Origin of the sequence: Actinomyces oris (assembly GCF_001937445.1) — a bacterium.
GTDB classification, from domain to species: Bacteria; Actinomycetota; Actinomycetes; order Actinomycetales; family Actinomycetaceae; genus Actinomyces; species Actinomyces acetigenes.
The window spans coordinates 1-15,798 of sequence record NZ_MSKS01000068.1; the positions used below are offsets into that span (position 1 = coordinate 1).

Genomic DNA, 15,798 nt, shown 5'->3' on the forward strand with positions numbered 1-15,798 from the left:
CCTCCTCCAGGAGCACCCCACCCTCGTGCAGTGCATCCAGACGACACCGGGCAGCCACCACAGTCACCGGGCCAGCCCCCTCCGACAGGCCCAAGCAGCAGCTCTCCGATCTAGCACACCCACTCCAGCGGTGTCCTGAGAGGTCATGACACCCGAAACCCTCAGAAGTCATGAGACAACACAGTCTCCCGGGAGGCTCACCCTCGCAGGTGGGCCACGGCTCCGGCCACTACGGTGGCCACTGGGTGAACACCCGCCAGCTCCTCGGCCCCCAGGCGCAGGGGATCCTCGGCCAGGAGCACCAGGTCGGCCTGAGAGCCCACCGCCACCGGGCCGGCCCCGTTGACACTGGCCGCCAGCGCCTCCTCTGCCGTCAGCCGCTGATCCGGCGACCACACCGAACCATCCGGCGTCCGGCGCCCTACGGCCGCCGACATGGCCAGCCACGGGTCCAGGGGCGCCACCGGCGCGTCCGAGCCCAGCTGGAGCAGGGCCCCGGCGGCCACCATGTCCGCGAAGGCGTAGGTGCGCCCCTCCAGACCCGGCCATACCCGGCCCACGGCCGCCCAGTCGTCAATGAGATGGGCCGGCTGAACCGACAGCTCGATGCCGCAACCCACGAGGCGCCTGAGCGCCCCGTCGGGCTCATCAAGGGCGTCGGCCGGCAGCAGCTGGGCGTGCTCCAGGCGCCCGGCGGCACCCGAGCGCGCGAAGGCCGCGGCGACGTCGTCGACCGCCGCGTCCCCGATGGCGTGGATGGCCATCTCATAACCCTGCCGGGAGGCGTGGGCCATGAGGTCGGTGAGCTCGGCCCGGTCGATGTTGACCACGCCGCAGGTGTGCTCCAGGCCCAGCTCGGCCGGATAGGGCTGGCACATGTGCGCGCTGCCCGAGCCCATCGAGCCGTCTGCGATCACCTTGAGCGGCCCCTGTACCAGCACCGGGGAGCCGTCGGGCAGGTGGGGTGAGCCCGCCAGCTCTGTCCCAGTGCGCAGGCCCCTGGCGATCCACCGCTCCAGTTTGTCGCGGTAGACCCCGATGCGGATACGGGGCAGCACCTCAGGAAGGATGCCCTGGTCCGTCATGGCCCGCAGGCGCCGCGGCCAGTCATCGGGATCCTCCGACCAGCTCATGTCCACCACGCCGGTGATGCCCCGGGACAGCATGTCGGCCAGGACCTGCCGGTAGCCGGACTCCCGCAGCTCGCGCGTCCCGGGCACCTCATCGAGGCGGTCCAGCAGGGCGAACCACGGATCCTCCTTCATCGGCGCCCCCGGGTCCTGGGCGCAGGCCCCCGGCAGGCCGAAGACACGCAGCGCCGCCGAGTTCAGCCACCCGGAGTGCACGTCCCCGGAGATGAGCAGCGTGGGAGTCTCCCCGGTGACTGCGTCGAGCTCGGCGACCGTGGGCACCCGGGGCCAGTTGGACAGACGGTGCCCGAATCCCTGGATCGTGGCCGGCCGCGAACCGGTCGGCAGCTCCCGCAGCGCCCGGGCCACCAGCTCCAGGGCCTCCTCGGCGCTGCGGGTGGCCAGCGTGTCGATGCGCGCCGAGCGCGCCGCCTCCATGTCCAGGTGGGCGTGAGCGTCCCACAGACCGGGAATGAGGAAGGAGCCCTCGGCCTGAAGGACCCGTACCCCAGGAGCACCCAGCTCCCGCCCGACCTCGACGACCCGGCCCGCCTCGATGCGCACATCCACGGGCTCACCCGGGGACGGTGGGTCGTCCAGGGCACCAGGATGCGAGTCCCTGCGGCGCAGCGCCCCCAGCTCGGTGCGGGACCGGAAAGGGACGATGCGCGCATCCCTGATGAGCAGGTCTGCGGAGGGTTGATCGGCCATGCGCCACTTTAGGCACAGCCGCCCTGCTCGCGGGCGGATCTCCGGGATGCTGCTACAGCCCCGTCAGCCGATTCCGATGATGGGGGCCGGTAGCGGTGAGCCGGAGCCGTCGCGCCGCTCGTCGGGTTCCGGCAGCGCGACCGGCTTGCCGCCCTCGCGCAGCGCCCTAGGCGGGGCCACCCCCACCCAGGCCACCACCAGCTCGTCCTCACCGCGCAGGAAACGGTGAGAGCGAACCCCGCCCGTGGCCCGTCCCTTCGCCGGGTAACGATCCAACGGGGTGACCTTGACACTGCCTCCTCCGGTGCCCGGAAGCGAGCCCTCGGATCCTGCCACCGTCACCACGATGGCCTCGGCCAGGAGCTCCTCAGGAACCGCCGCACCGGCGATAACCCGGGCGCCCTCATGCAGCGAGATCCCCGCCATCCCACCGGCACCCCGGCCCTGCGGGCGCACCTTGGCGGCCTGGAACCGCAGCAGCTGGGCGTCGGAGGTCACCAAAGCCAGGAAGTCCGTGTCCGCGGCGGTGCCCGCGAAGACCACCCGGTCGCCCTCGGACAGGGAGATGACCTCCCAGCTCTCAGCGTTCCTGGGCTCGTCGCCGGGCTTGACCCGCTTGATGACGCCCTCAGCCGTGGCCAGGACGATGGGAGGGTTGTCGGCCGACCCCACCGGGACCAGCCCCACCACCTTCTCCTCCGGCTCGATGTCCACCAGCTGGCGAACCTGAGTCGCACCGGCCAGCCCCGGGGCCCCCTCGGTGCGGGGCACCTCCGTGGTGGAGACGACGTCGAGCAGCACGAGCCGTCCGGTGTCGGTGACCGCGCCGATGCGCCCACGCGCCGTGGTGGCCACCTGGGAGGTCAGGGCGTCGTGGGGCTGGCGCCCGCCGGTGCGGGCCACCGGCTCGGCGCCGGGGGCGCGCGCCACCAGTCCGGTGGCCGACAGCATCACCCGGCACGGGTCGTCGGGGACCGTCAGCGGCACCGGGGAGGCGCTGGGCATGAGCGTCATCGGCTGAGCGGAGGCACCGGCCGGCTTCGAACCCCCACCTGAGGCGGAGGCGTCGTCCGCAGTCGCGGCGACGGCGGCCGACGACGTCACGCGCTCACCGGAGGCCTCCAGCAGTACCGTGCGCCGCGGGGTGCCGAACTGCTCGGCCACGGCCGCCAGCTCCCGGGAGACCACGCGCCGCAGCAGCGCGTCGTCGGCCAGGATCGCCTCGAGGGACTCAATCTCCCGGGCGAGCTCGTCGCGTTCCCTCTCCAGCTCGATGACCGAGAACTTCGTGAGCCGGCGCAGCTGGAGCTCCAGGATGTAGCCGGCCTGCGACTCGGTGAGGTCGAAGACCTGCATGAGCCGGGTGCGCGCCGTGGCGGCGTCGTCGGAGGAGCGGATGACGGCGATGACCTCGTCGATGTCGAGGATCGCGATGAGCAGGCCGTCCACCAGGTGGGCGCGCTCGCGACGCTTGCCCAGACGGAACCGGGTGCGCCGGGTGACCACCGTGAGGCGGTGGCGCACGAACACCTCCAGCAGCTCGCGCAACCCCAGGGTGTGGGGCTGACCGTCCACGAGGGAGACGTTGTTGATGCCGAAGGAGTCCTCCAGCGGCGTGTGCTTGTAGAGCTGGGCCAGGACGGCCTCGGGGTTGTAGCCGTTCTTGACGCTGATGACCAGGCGGGTTCCGTGCCTGCGGTCGGTGAGGTCGGCGACGTCGGTGATACCCTGGAGTTTCTTGGAGCCCACCGCCTCCTTGACGCGGGCGATGACCTTCTCCGGTCCCACCATGTAGGGCAACTCGGTGACCACGATGCCCTTGCGGCGCGGTGAGATGGACTCCACGTGAGCGGTGGCCCGCGTAAGGAACTTGCCCCGCCCCGTGCGGTAGGCCTCCCGGATCCCGTCCAGGCCCACGATCATGCCGCCGGCGGGCAGGTCCGGCCCCGGCACGAAGGCCATGAGCTCCTCCAGGCTCGCCTCGGGGTGAGTCAGCAGGTGCCGGGCGGCGGCCACCACCTCCACGAGGTTGTGCGGCGGCATGTTCGTGGCCATGCCCACCGCGATACCCGCCGCACCGTTGACCAGCAGGTTCGGGAAGGCCGCCGGCAGCACCTCGGGCTCGGTGAGCGTGTAGTCGTAGTTGGGGGTGAAGTCGACCGTGTCCTCATCCAGGTCCGCCGTCAGCGCCAGGGCAGAGGCGGCCAGGCGAGCCTCGGTGTAACGGGGGGCCGCCGGGCCGTCGTCCAGGGAGCCGAAGTTTCCGTGGCCGTCGATGAGCGGCAGGCGCATCGTGAAAGGCTGGGCCAGGCGCACCAGCGCCTCGTAGATCGCGGTGTCCCCGTGGGGGTGGAGCCGACCCATGACATCGCCCACGACCCGGGAGGACTTCACGTGCGGACGATCCGGGCGCAGCCCCATGCGATCCATCTGGAACAGGATGCGGCGCTGAACCGGCTTGAGCCCGTCGCGGGCGTCGGGCAGGGCGCGCGCGTAGATGACGGAGTAGGCGTACTCCAGGAAGCTGGTGCGCATCTCCGTGGACAGATCGAGATCGACGATCTCCCCGTCGGTCGGGGGAGGAGTCCGGGTGGTGGCAGACTTCGGCATGGGCGCATTCTCCGAGGAATCGGGCCGAAAACAAACCACGACACCCGGGCGTGACAGGTCAGACGCACCCGCCGGCAGCAATCGGCCCGCCTCGACAAGGGCATACCGACGCTCGACGACGAAGGGGCGGACGATGGCACAATGGCGACCATGACGACCCACTCAGGCCGCGGCTCGGCCGCCGGTCCCACCTCGCGCGAGGCGTCGCAGGAGGCCTTCGAAGACCTGGTGCAGCAGGTGGAGCTCGCCGGCTACTACCCCGAGCTGGTGCTCGACACCCTCCGCCTGGCTGTGGGCGAGGAGGAGATCCTCTCCGGCATGGTCCAGACCGAGACCACCTTCGCCGAGGCGGTCCACCGCCACCTGACCGTTCTGGCCCTGACCCCCAGCCGCCTCATCATCGTCCACGTTGACGACACCCCCGGTGACGACGGCAGCCCCGGCGCCCTGGCCACCAGCGAGGCCGTTCCGCTCAGCCGTATCCGCTCCATGGCCCTGACCCGTGGCGTGGTCGACCCGGCCCAGGACGGCGGAACCCTCACCGAGATGACGATCGCGATCTCCTGGGGCTCGGTGCGCCGTATCGACATGGAGCCGGCCACCTGCGGCGACCCCGACTGCCAGGCCGACCACGGCATGACCGGCGTGTCCGTTCCCGACGACGTCGTCATCCGCGTGGCCGCGGGCGTGGAGGGCGCTGCCGCCCTGGCCCGTGCCGAGACCTTCGCCGGCCGGCTCTCCCAGATGGCGGCTCGCGCCGCCACCCTGTGACGGGGCCGGTCATGGGAACCCGGAGCGCCAGCGGGCAGCCCGCATCGGCTCCCGCTACGGACTGCCCGCAGGATCCGGCGCTCCGTTACGTCCTGGCGGTCGGCGCTGTCAGCGCCGGACTGTTCCTGGCTGACACCGGGCACGACGGCGATATCGACGTCAGCCCCACCAGTGAATCCGCTGAGCCAGTCGTCTGCGACGCCCGGGCCCGCGCGGTCGCCCACAGCTGGGGGATCGAGCCGGCCGGTGAGCCCGGGCAATCCGGTGGTCCGGGAACCGTCGTCGTCCTCGTGGACGGGCTGGGCCTGGAGATGCTCCGTCAGCGTCGTGGACACACCCCCACCTTGCGTCGGTGGCTGGCACAGCGCGAGACCGCAGCTGTCGGCACCGGTGCAGGAATCCTCACCTGCCGGCCCTCGACGACGGCTGCGGCCCTGACCATGCTGGGCACCTCCGCCCTGCCCGGCACCACCGGCATGGTCGGCTACTCGGTGCTCAACCCCCGCCTGGGGCCCGCTCTTGACCCCTCCGCCGTCCCCGGCCCCGACCAGGTCCTCAGCCTCATCACCTGGAAGGGCGACAACGTCCCCAGCCCCAGGTCCTGGCAGGACGTGCCCACGATCTTCGAACGGCTTCCGGCTGGGAGCGCGGTGAGCATCGGGCCGACCCGCTTCGCCGGCTCCGGCCTGACCGAGGCCGCCCTACGAGGCGCCTCACACCTGGGAGCCGACCGGCTGGAGGACCGGCCGGGTCTGGCCGCCGGCGCCCTGCGCCGCGGCACCCCGCTGGTCTACCTCTACGTCGGCGAGCTGGACAAGACCGGTCACAAGCACGGGTGGCTCAGCGAGCAGTGGCTGGCCCAGCTCGAGCGCCTCGACGCCGCCATGGCCGAGCTGGTCCGCCGCGTCCCCGCCGGAACCAGGATCCTCCTCAGCGCCGACCACGGCATGGTCGACACCGATCCCGACCACCGCATCGACCTGAGCGCCCACCGTGAGCTCGTCCGCGACGTCGTCGCCGTGGCCGGTGAGCCCAGGCTGACGCACCTGCATGTCGCTTGCGGCGACGCGGACCTCGCCGCCGAGGTGGCTCAGCGCTACCGCCACGTTCTGGGGGAGCGGGCGATGTGGATCGGGACCAGGGAGCAGACCGGCGAGCACCTGGGCGCCCTCGGAGCGCGAGCACGAGGCGTCGTCGGCGACGTCGTCGTGGCCATGGCCGAGAACTGGGTCCTCGTGGACCCCCGGGTCCACTCCGAGTCCGCCATCGCCATGCCAGGCGTCCACGGCTCCTTCACCCCGGCCGAGACCGAGGTGCCGCTGCTCATCACCGAGGCCTGAGGTCCCGGTCCCGGCTACTCGGGCCTGGCGCCGAAGACGATCTCGTCCCAGGAGGGCACGGAGCGCCGTGAGCGACGGCGGGACTTCTTCTTGGCAGGAGGTGTCCTGGGCATGTCGGGCAGGGGCTCCTGCGTACCGGCCGCAGAGGCGGCCGACGGGCCGGGAGAGGCCTTGGCCAGGACCTCGGAGCGCGAGGGCATGGGGATCTCCGGCACCGGCTCAGTGGGACTGTCCGCCCCCAACGGTGCCCGACGTCCCACGGGAATGCGCTCCACCGCGGGGCTCGGAGCCGACGGCGCCGCCGAGGGGGCGCTGGAGGCCGTCACCAGCCTGGTGCCGGCCGGGTGGTTGCCGGTGTGCAGGCGCCTGCGCTCCGACATCGAGTAGACCTGCGCGCTCAGGCCCTCGGCCTGCTCCAAGGACTCATCGGTGGCCCTGGCACCGGCCTCGGCACGGCGCCCCTCCATGCCCCGGGCCGGGGGCGAGGGGACCTCAGGGCTCTCAGGGCTACTGGTGTAGTCGATGCCGTGAGGGTCGGTGAAGGCGTCCTCGTCGCCGTTCCCCGCTCCCGCGAAGCCGCTCAGCTCGTCGTCCTGGGGCATCTCCACCTCGACGCGCCGGCCCCGGCTGGAGGCCAGGTCGGCCAGCAGCGCATCAGTGTCATCGGCCGACATGGCGCCACTGGTGGGGCGACCGTACTCCCGAACCGGAAGCATCCCGGCGGGCATCTCGACGGCCAGCCCGGTGGACTCGCCGGAGGCCGCAGCCGGGGCGGAGGCGGCCGAGACCGCGCCGCTGGCAGCTGAGCCCGCAGCCGCGGGGGAGTTCCCCGACTGCGCCGACGGCGCTGAGGCGGAGGCTCCAGGAGCCTTCGAGTCCTGGTCGAAGACGGCCGGGCGCTTAGCCCCCGCTCCGGCCTCGGTGAGCCAGCGCGCCTCATCGTCCAGGGCGTGAACCGCGCGAGCCGTCAGGTCCAGTGACCAGCGCGCCTGCTTCTCCTCGGCGGACTGCACGAAGGTCACCATGATGAGCCAGGGGTCGCGGCCCTCGCGCAGCGCGTCCCACTCCAGGCTGGAAGGGTCGACACCGCGTGTGGCCAGCCGGTCCACCACCAGCTCGCCGAGCAGGGGGGAGTCCTTCTCCCAGCCGATCCGGCAGGACTGGGCCTGCGAGACGGCCCACTGGCGCTCGGCGAGTACCGGCCCCTCGAAACGGCGCACGTGCTCCACGTCCATACCCGTGCTGATCGCGACCTCGGCGGCGGTCGCGCCGGCGCGCATGTAGGCCTGGAGCTGCCGGGGGCGCAGGGGCGCCGGCGCCTCGGCGACCGTCCCCGACGGGGGCAGGATCGCTCCGCGGTCACGGCGCACCGCGGCCCTGAGGGCGTCGTCGACGACGATGCTGTAGCGCTCGCCGTCCTCGTCGGTCATGACAATCGTGTCACCGTTGGCACCCAGCAGCTCGAGCTCGACCATGGGTGGGGCCTCCTTCATCCCGTGTCAGCACTATATGCTCCACTGTGCCCCACAGCCTGCCATCCGCAGGCGCCGAGCCGTGGGAGGCGCAGCGGTGTGCCACATGTGAAGCAGGTGTGAATACCCTCGTGAAAACCCTCGGGGCGGACGCACTGAAAGCGAATCGTGTTCCTTCGTCGGGCGATTTGGCTTGACGGGCCACCTGGCGGTGCTATTGTGCGCGTGCCTTCCGGGACGGGGACGCTGAATCGTCGGCACGACGCCGGTGCGCGTGCACGGCTCGACTCCCGCCTTGCGAAGGTCACCCGAGAGCCGTCGACAGAAAGAGTGACGAGGCCATGGCGACCGACTACGACGCCCCGCGCAAGAATGATGACGAGCCCGAGGCCGATTCCATCGAAGAGCTGACCTCGCGGCAGAAGGACCAGTCATCCGCCGCGATCGAGGAGGACGAGAACGAGGCCGCCGAGGGATTCGAGCTTCCCGGGGCGGACCTGTCCCGTGAGGAGCTGAGCGTTCACGTGGTTCCTCAGCTCGAGGACGAGTTCACCTGCTCGGAGTGCTTCCTCGTTCATCACCGCAGCCAGCTGGCCTTCGTCGACGAGGCGACCGGTCTTCCGGTGTGCGCAGACTGCGCCGGCTGATGTTCCCACCCAACTCAGGAGATCCCCATGGGACTGTTCTCGCGCCGTCGTGACGACGCAACCACCGATTCTGACGAGTCCACCCTCGGGCGCGACCCCGGCAGCGACGACCCCGACGAGGCCGCTGCCTCCGGCCCCTGGGACCTCAATGAGCTGCCCGAGGACCAGGAGGAGGTGCCCCGCATCGACCTGGGCGCGCTACAGGTCCCGGCCGTTGACGGGATGCAGCTGCGTCTGGAGCAGGCGCCCGACGGCACCGTCACCGCCGTTGTCCTGGCGCTGGGTGGCTCGGCGCTCGAGCTGCGGGCCTTCGCCGCGCCGCGCACCGCAGGCATCTGGGACGAGCTGCGTGGCGACATCGCCAACGAGCTCGCTGGAAACGGTGCCCGCTACGAGGAGAGCCACGGGGAGCACGGCACCGAGCTGGTCGCTCACCTGCCCATGCGCGGGCCCGACGGCACGATGGTGACCGGCACGATCCGGTTCCTGGGGATCGACGGCCCCCGCTGGTTCCTGCGCGGCGTCCTCCAGGGACCGGCCGCCTCCTCCGAGCACTCCGCTCAGGCGCTGCGGGAGGTACTGCGCGGAATCGTCGTCGTCCGCGACGGCCAGGCCCGTCCGCCCCGCGAGATCCTGCCCCTGCACGCGCCCGGAGCCGTGACCGGCCCCGAGGCCGAGGAGCTGCCCGGCATCGACCCGCTGGCGCCCGGCCCGACCATCTCCGAAGTGCGTTAAATGGGGGCGCTGTCGGCCTGGGTGAAGCGGCTCCACGAATCGCTGCACACCAGTCGCGAGCTCCTCGAGGCCGAGGACGAGGAGCGCTCCGCCAGCCGGCGGGGCACCGATCCGATCGGCTCGCTGACCTCGCGCCAGCGAACCCGTGTCTCCGGTGTGCTGCAGGCGGTCACCTACCGCTCGAGCCAGGACAAGCCCATCCTCGTCGGGCAGCTCTACGACGGCACCGGCAGCATCGACCTGGTGTGGTGGGGCCGGCGACGCATCCCCGGCATCAAGCCGGGGGCCCATCTCCTCGCCGAGGGGCGGGTCGCCGACGGCACCCACCGCCAGCAGATCCACAACCCCGCCTATCGCCTGCTGGGGCCGGGGCAGTAACAACCGGCAGCCACCTGCGGGAAGGACCATCGAATGAGCAGCCGTTCCACGGGAACCACCCGTACGGGCCTGGGAGCCATCGACTCCGAGCGCTTCGACGCCATGGCCGCCGTGGGCGGGTGGCGCGGCATCCTCGAGTCGGTCGTGCCTACTCTCATGTTCGTCCTGGTCATGGCGGTGCGGCCCACCGCACTGGTGGCGGCGCTGATCGCCTCCCTGGCTATCAGCGCCATCTGCCTCGTGGCCCGCCTGGTGCAGCGCCAGTCTCCGGTTCAGGTCGTCGGCGGGGTCGTGCTGGTCCTGGTCTCGGCCCTGTGGGCCTGGCGCAGCGGCGACGCCTCCAACTTCTACGCCACCGGCCTCATGATCAACGCGGCCTGGCTGGTCGCCTGCCTGGTCTCCCTGCTCATCGGCTGGCCGATCGTGGGCGCCCTCATGACGCTGTGGCATCGCGTCACCGACGAGTCCGACCGCAGTGATGAGGACAGCGGCGCGAGCAAGGACTCGGGCAGCGCCCAGGCGCCGCAGGCCGACGACGATCCCACCGCACGACCCTCGGCCTGGCGCACCGAGCCGGCCCTGCGCCTTGTCCGGCGCCGCTACCACGCAGGCACCTGGGTCCTGACGCTCATGTTCGCCCTGCGGCTCGTCGTCGAGGTGCCCCTCTACCTGGCCGGCGCCCAGGCCGTGTCCTACCTCGGGGTGGCCCGCCTCATCCTGGGCGTGCCGCTGTACGCCGTGACCCTGTGGTTCATCTGGCTGCTGGTGGCCCCCAGCCGGATCGCCCAGGCCCAGGCTCTTGCTCAGCGGTAGCGCCGCCCAGCGTCACGTGAAGATGAGGGGCAGCTCCTTCAGGCTGGACTCTCCCTCCCGAGCCGTGAGGAAGATGAGCTCATCGCCGCGCTCGAAGCGCTCATCGCGGTCCGGTGTGATGGGGCGGTAGTCGCGCAGGATCGCCGCCAGCACCGTGTGGGGCGGCAGCTCGATGTCGGTGACGAGCTCGCCGATGACCGGTGAGTCCTCCGGCAGGGTCAGCTCGTGCATGGAGGCGCCCGACTGGTGGAAGTGGAAGATGCTCACCAGGCTGCCGACACTGACGGCCTCCTCCACCAGGGCCGTCATGAAGCGCGGGGTCGACACAGCCACGTCCACGCCCCAGGTCTCATCAAAGAGCCACTCGCTCTTGGGATTGTTGACGCGCGCGACCGTACGGGGAACCCCGTACTCGGTCTTGGCCAGCAGGGAGATGACCAGGTTGGCCTTGTCATCCCCGGTGGCGGCCACAATGACGTCGCAGGTCTCGGCCCCGGCGCGCTCCAGGGCGTCAATGTCGCAGGCGTCGGCCAGCTGCCAGTCGGCCTGCGGGACCGAGGCGATGCGCATGGCCTCGGTGGAACGGTCAACGAGGGTGACCTCGTGGCCGTGGCTGATGAGCTCGCGGGCGATGGAACGGCCCACGGATCCGGCTCCGGCGATCACGATCTGCATGGCTCAGGCCTCCTGGGTCGGGGCGTGTGACAGGGCTCGGCGGACCTGACCGATACGGTCGGTGCTCACCGCCAGGTGCAGCCGGTCGTGCTCCTGGATGACGGTGACGGCCTCGGGCAGCAGCGCCGTGGCATCACGCGAGATCCAGGCCACCCGCACCCTCAGTCGGTCCTCCAGGGCCCCGATCGTCGTACCGACCCACTGCGGGGAGGCGCTGGGCTGGATGAGAGCCACCGTGCCCGAGGGATCCTCGAGCTCGCGGGCGCTGGAGCTCGGCAGGATGCGGCGCATCATCTGGTCGGCCGTCTGACGCACGGTGGCCACTGTGGGGATGCCCAGGCGCTCGTAGACGTCGGCTCGCCGCGAGTCGTAGATCCGGGCGACGACGTTGTCCACGCCGAAGCTCTCCCGAGCCACGCGCGCAGCCACGATGTTGGAGTTGTCCCCGTTGGAGACGGCCACGAAGGCGTAGGCCTCGTCGATGCCCGCCTGCTCCAGGGCGTCGCGGTCGTAACCGACCCCTTTGACCTTGCGGCCGTTGAAGTCCGAGGGCAGGCGGCGGAAGGAGTCCGAGGAGCGGTCAATGACGGACACCGAGTGTCCCATACGGTCGAGCTGAACAGCCATGGACGCTCCGACGCGGCCACAGCCCATGATGACGAAGTGCACGAGGAAGACGGTACTCCGTTGTCGGGCCAGGGACGTAACATCTGGAGACGTGCGTGACTTCGCAGACCGCATCAAGCGGCTTCTCGTCGGCCGTCCTGTCCCCAGCGGAGCTCTGGGGGAGACGCTCCTACCCAAGAGGATCGCCCTTCCGGTATTCGCCTCCGACGCCCTGTCGTCCGTGGGCTACGCCCCCGATGAGGTGCTCATCACCCTGGCCGTGGCCGGCGTCGCCGCGATCTCCCTGTCCCCGTGGGTCGCTCTGGCCGTCGTCGGCGTCCTGGTCGTGGTCGTGGCCTCCTACCGCCAGACTGTCCATGCCTATCCTTCAGGCGGCGGCGACTACGAGGTGGTCTCGGCCAACCTCGGCTCCCACGCCGGTCTCCTGGTGGCCTCGGCCCTGCTGAGTGACTATGTCCTGACCGTCGCGGTCTCGGTGTCCTCGGGCACCTCCTACCTCGCGGCCGCCCTGCCCGCCCTGGTCCCCTACAAGGTGGAGATCGCCGTCGCGGTCGTCACCGTCCTGGCTGTGCTCAACATGCGCGGCTCGCGCGAGTCGGGCCGGGCCTTTGCCATTCCCACCTACCTGTACATGGGTGTCATCGGCATCATGGCCGTCGTCGGCTTCATCCAGGAGCTGACCGGGACCCTTGGGCGGGCCGAGTCCGCCGGCTTCGACGTCGTCACCCACGCCGGCTGGGAGCAGGGCCTGACTGGCCTGGCCGGAGGCTTCCTGGTCCTGCGGGCCTTCTCCTCGGGGTGCGCGGCCCTGACCGGTGTGGAGGCGATCTCCAACGGCGTGCCCAGCTTCCAGCGCCCCAAGTCCCGCAACGCCGCCACCACGCTGCTGCTCCTGGGTGGAATCGCCGCGCTGATGCTCATGAGCGTCATCCACCTGGCCGGCGCCGTCGGCGTGCGCATGGTGGAGGATCCGGCCAACCAGCTCCTGCGCAACGGCGTCCCGGTCGGGGACAGCTATCACCAGGACCCCGCGATCGGACAGATCGCCGCGACCGTCTTCTCCGGCTTCCGCCCGATGTTCTACCTGGTCGCCACCGTCACCGGGCTGATCCTGGTCCTGGCCGCCAACACCGCCTTCAACGGGTTCCCGGTCCTGGCCAGCGTCCTGGCCCGTGACGAGTTCCTGCCCCGCCAGCTCTCCCAGCGCGGCGACCGCCTGGCCTTCTCCAACGGCATCATCGTCCTGTGGCTGGGGGCTGTGGCCTTCCTCATCGGCTTCGAGGCCAACACGACCCGCCTCATCCAGCTCTACATCGTGGGCGTGTTCATCTCCTTCACGCTCTCCCAGGTGGGCATGGTGCGTCACTGGACGCGCGAGCTGACCATCGCCACCGAGCCGCGGGCCCGCTCACGCATGTACCGCGCCCGCATCATTAACTCCATCGGCGTGCTGGGCACCGGGACGGTCCTGGTCATCGTCCTGCTCACCAAGCTCACCCGAGGAGCCTGGATCACCCTGACGATCATGGCGCTGCTCTACCTGGTGATGAACCGGATCCGCCGCCACTACCGCAGAGTCAGCGAGGAGGTGGCCATCTCCGACCTCCACGACGCCCGCGTCCTGCCGGCCCACGTCCACGCCATCGTCCTGGCCTCCCGCCTCCACCAGCCCACGCTGCGGGCCCTGACCTACGCCCAGTCGACCCACCCCACCGTCCTGGAGGCCCTGACGGTGGACACCGGTGACGGCGGCGCCGAGCGCCTCCTGGACGCCTGGGAGGAGGCCGACATCGCCGTGCCCCTGACGGTCCTGGACTCCCCCTACCGGGACATCACCCGCCCGGTCATCAACTATGTGCGCTCGGTGCGCCGTGAGTCCCCCCGTGACCTCGTCGTCGTCTTCCTGCCCGAGTACATCGTGCGCCACTGGTGGGAGCAGATCCTCCACAACCAGACCGCCCTGCGCCTCAAGACCGTCCTGCTGTTCACCCCCGGCGTCGTCGTGGCCTCCGTGCCCTGGCAGCTGGGACTGCCCGGACAGCGGCACATCCACCACGGTGTGCGCGCCCGCACCGCTGAGGGCATCATTGACGCCGACGTCGCCATGCGCCGTCACGTCGACAGCCACCTCAGCCTCCTCGACCAGCACAGCAGTTCCAGCACTGGCGGCGTCGATGCAGACCCCCAGGAGAATCGATGACCTCCCAGCCCAGCAGGATCGGAGAACAGCCCGCCCCCAGCCGTGGCGAGCCGCGCGAGCTGACCCTGGCGGTGGGGGCGCCGGCACACGGCGGGCACTGCGTGGCCCGCCCGGTGGACGATCCGGGCGGCCGGGTCATCTTCGTGCGCCACGCCCTGCCCGGTGAGACGGTGCGGGCCCGCCTGACCGAGATGACCTCGCGGACCTGGCGTGCCGACGCCGTTGAGATCCTCCAGGCCTCCCCGGACCGCGTCGAGTCCGTCTGGCCCGAGGCCGGCCCGGCGGGCGTGGGCGGGGGAGAGCTCGCCCACGTGGCCCTGGACGCCCAGCGCACCTGGAAGCGCTGGGTCCTGGCCGACTGTCTGCGCCGGATCGGTGGGCAGGAGGTGGCCGACGCCGTCGCCGCCCTGCCCGAGGCCTCCGGCGCAGCCGCAGTGCCGGTCGAGCCCATGCCCACTGACGCCGCGGCTCAGGCCTCCAGCAGCGCCCGCCGGCGCGCCCTGGCCGGAACCGCCACCCGCACCCGCATCAGCCTGACGGTCAGCGAGGACGGCAGGCCCGGCATGCACGCCTTCCGCTCCGGGACGGTCCTGCCCCTGCGCCACTTACCCCTGGCAGTTGGCGCCATCACCGAGATCGGACTGCTGGAGCGCTCCCGCTGGCGCGCCCACTACCGGCCCGGCATGCGCATCGAGGCCATCGCCCCCAGCGGCGGCGAGCCCGTCGTCCTGCTCGACGAGCGGCTCCTGACCGCCCAGGCCCGCAGCACCGGACGGCGCCGAGTCCGGGAGGTCGTGGACGCCTCCGCACTAGGACTGGGGGAGCTGACCTACTCCGTTCACGCCGAGGGCTTCTGGCAGGTGCACGTCGACGCCCCACGGATGCTGGTCGAGCGCATCGTGCAAGGCGCTCTGGGGGAGGACCTCGAAGGCGCCGCGGGCAGCCGCGTCCTGGAGCTCTACTCGGGGGCCGGCCTGTTCACCCTGCCGCTGGCCGCCCTGGTGGGGGACAGTGGTCAGGTCCTGTCCCTGGAGGGCAATGAGCAGGCAGTTCGCGACGCCCGCCGCACACTGCACGACCACCCCGCCGCACGCCTGGCGTCGGGCCGTGTGGGCGCCCGCTCGGTGCGCGAGCTCGCCGGCTCCTTCAAAGGCGGCCGCCCCGACGTCGTCATCCTCGACCCTCCGAGGCAGGGGGCTGGGCGTGAGGTCATCGAGGCCGTCGGCGCCCTGGGGGCCGAGCGGATCGTCCTGGTGGCCTGCGACCCGGCGGCGCTGGCCCGGGACCTGGGAACCCTCCTGCGCGCCGGCTACGCGCTGGGCTCCATGAGCGCGCTGGACATGTTCCCGCACACTCACCACTTCGAGACGATCGCGGTGCTTGACAGAGTCTGAAGTCATGGAGATGGGCCCCAGCCCGTGAAGGACTGGGGCCCATCTCATGCTCCGGGAAGGAGCCTAGTCAGCCGACGATGGTCACGATGCGCGACGACGGACTGCCAGGATCACATATCCCGTCACCAGGAATGCAGCCATGGCTGCGATGACTGGCATGACGTTCGAGCCGGTGCTCGCCAGGTTGCTGCTATTCGATGGTGTGCTGGCCGATGTGCCGGGCGTGGGCTCCTCGGTGGGGGTCGGCGTCGGCGTGGGCTCCTCGGTGGGAGTGGGCGTCGGCGTGGGCTCCTCG

Annotated in this window: 13 protein-coding genes; 8 read left to right on the forward strand and 5 right to left on the reverse strand. The window is 71.1% G+C overall.

Annotated elements, in window-relative coordinates; genetic code table 11:
* Positions 1-197: 197 nt before the first annotated feature.
* Complete coding sequence (locus BKH20_RS13270) at positions 198-1,841, reverse strand: amidohydrolase (RefSeq protein WP_178388613.1); 1,644 nt, start codon at positions 1,839-1,841, stop codon at positions 198-200.
* 63 nt (positions 1,842-1,904) lie between these two features.
* A complete protein-coding gene (locus tag BKH20_RS13275; RefSeq protein WP_075391437.1) occupies positions 1,905-4,451 on the reverse strand; it encodes a DNA gyrase/topoisomerase IV subunit A in 2,547 nt (848 codons plus the stop codon).
* Between the two features lie 150 nt (positions 4,452-4,601).
* Between BKH20_RS13275 and BKH20_RS13280 the strand changes: the two genes are divergently transcribed.
* On the forward strand, positions 4,602-5,222 hold the full coding sequence (locus BKH20_RS13280) for a DUF5998 family protein (RefSeq protein WP_075391443.1): 621 nt from the start codon (positions 4,602-4,604) through the stop codon (positions 5,220-5,222).
* Positions 5,223-5,233: 11 nt separating this feature from the next.
* A complete protein-coding gene (locus BKH20_RS13285; RefSeq protein WP_143225021.1) occupies positions 5,234-6,562 on the forward strand; it encodes an alkaline phosphatase family protein in 1,329 nt (442 codons plus the stop codon).
* A gap of 14 nt (positions 6,563-6,576) precedes the next feature.
* Here the strand turns inward: BKH20_RS13285 and sepH are convergent, their stop codons facing one another.
* Complete coding sequence (gene sepH / locus BKH20_RS13290) at positions 6,577-8,037, reverse strand: septation protein SepH (protein ID WP_430793401.1); 1,461 nt, start codon at positions 8,035-8,037, stop codon at positions 6,577-6,579.
* Between the two features lie 338 nt (positions 8,038-8,375).
* On the opposite strand from sepH, the gene BKH20_RS13295 reads away from it, so the two are divergent.
* Genes BKH20_RS13295 through BKH20_RS13310 form a run of 4 tightly spaced genes read left to right on the forward strand, consistent with a single transcriptional unit; the run spans position 8,376 to position 10,607 of the window.
* Positions 8,376-8,681, forward strand: a complete 306-nt coding sequence (locus BKH20_RS13295; RefSeq protein WP_004565030.1) for a DUF4193 domain-containing protein — start codon at positions 8,376-8,378, stop codon at positions 8,679-8,681.
* A gap of 27 nt (positions 8,682-8,708) precedes the next feature.
* Entirely contained in the window at positions 8,709-9,416 is a 708-nt protein-coding gene (locus BKH20_RS13300; protein WP_075371366.1) for a DUF3710 domain-containing protein, read from the forward strand.
* Positions 9,417-9,794, forward strand: coding sequence for an OB-fold nucleic acid binding domain-containing protein (locus BKH20_RS13305; protein ID WP_075371367.1), 378 nt, complete (start codon positions 9,417-9,419; stop codon positions 9,792-9,794).
* 33 nt (positions 9,795-9,827) lie between these two features.
* Positions 9,828-10,607, forward strand: coding sequence for a DUF3159 domain-containing protein (locus BKH20_RS13310; RefSeq protein WP_075391439.1), 780 nt, complete (start codon positions 9,828-9,830; stop codon positions 10,605-10,607).
* Between the two features lie 12 nt (positions 10,608-10,619).
* Here BKH20_RS13310 and BKH20_RS13315 read toward each other — a convergent pair whose 3' ends face one another.
* Both BKH20_RS13315 and BKH20_RS13320 read right to left on the reverse strand, forming a co-directional pair.
* Complete coding sequence (locus BKH20_RS13315) at positions 10,620-11,282, reverse strand: potassium channel family protein (protein ID WP_004565026.1); 663 nt, start codon at positions 11,280-11,282, stop codon at positions 10,620-10,622.
* A gap of 3 nt (positions 11,283-11,285) precedes the next feature.
* Positions 11,286-11,909, reverse strand: a complete 624-nt coding sequence (locus tag BKH20_RS13320; RefSeq protein WP_256277292.1) for a potassium channel family protein — start codon at positions 11,907-11,909, stop codon at positions 11,286-11,288.
* Between the two features lie 91 nt (positions 11,910-12,000).
* Between BKH20_RS13320 and BKH20_RS13325 the strand changes: the two genes are divergently transcribed.
* Together BKH20_RS13325 and BKH20_RS13330 are read left to right on the forward strand one after the other, a co-directional pair.
* Positions 12,001-14,109, forward strand: a complete 2,109-nt coding sequence (locus tag BKH20_RS13325; RefSeq protein WP_075391440.1) for an APC family permease — start codon at positions 12,001-12,003, stop codon at positions 14,107-14,109.
* The gene (locus BKH20_RS13330; protein ID WP_075391441.1) at positions 14,106-15,503 is read left to right on the forward strand and encodes a class I SAM-dependent RNA methyltransferase; all 1,398 of its coding nucleotides are present in this window, start codon (positions 14,106-14,108) and stop codon (positions 15,501-15,503) included. Before BKH20_RS13325 ends, BKH20_RS13330 begins: the two co-directional genes overlap by 4 nt.
* The last annotated feature ends 295 nt before the right edge of the window (positions 15,504-15,798 follow it).

Coding starts and splice junctions, on each gene's coding strand:
- BKH20_RS13295 (WP_004565030.1), top strand. CDS start 8,376: ATGGCGACCGACTACGACGCCCCGCGCAAGAATGATGACGAGCCCGAG.
- BKH20_RS13315 (WP_004565026.1), bottom strand. CDS start 11,282: ATGCAGATCGTGATCGCCGGAGCCGGATCCGTGGGCCGTTCCATCGCC.
- BKH20_RS13320 (WP_256277292.1), bottom strand. CDS start 11,909: ATGGCTGTTCAGCTCGACCGTATGGGACACTCGGTGTCCGTCATTGAC.
- BKH20_RS13285 (WP_143225021.1), top strand. CDS start 5,234: ATGGGAACCCGGAGCGCCAGCGGGCAGCCCGCATCGGCTCCCGCTACG.
- BKH20_RS13270 (WP_178388613.1), bottom strand. CDS start 1,841: ATGGCCGATCAACCCTCCGCAGACCTGCTCATCAGGGATGCGCGCATC.
- sepH (WP_430793401.1), bottom strand. CDS start 8,037: ATGGTCGAGCTCGAGCTGCTGGGTGCCAACGGTGACACGATTGTCATG.
- BKH20_RS13300 (WP_075371366.1), top strand. CDS start 8,709: ATGGGACTGTTCTCGCGCCGTCGTGACGACGCAACCACCGATTCTGAC.
- BKH20_RS13305 (WP_075371367.1), top strand. CDS start 9,417: ATGGGGGCGCTGTCGGCCTGGGTGAAGCGGCTCCACGAATCGCTGCAC.
- BKH20_RS13330 (WP_075391441.1), top strand. CDS start 14,106: ATGACCTCCCAGCCCAGCAGGATCGGAGAACAGCCCGCCCCCAGCCGT.
- BKH20_RS13275 (WP_075391437.1), bottom strand. CDS start 4,451: ATGCCGAAGTCTGCCACCACCCGGACTCCTCCCCCGACCGACGGGGAG.
- BKH20_RS13310 (WP_075391439.1), top strand. CDS start 9,828: ATGAGCAGCCGTTCCACGGGAACCACCCGTACGGGCCTGGGAGCCATC.
- BKH20_RS13280 (WP_075391443.1), top strand. CDS start 4,602: ATGACGACCCACTCAGGCCGCGGCTCGGCCGCCGGTCCCACCTCGCGC.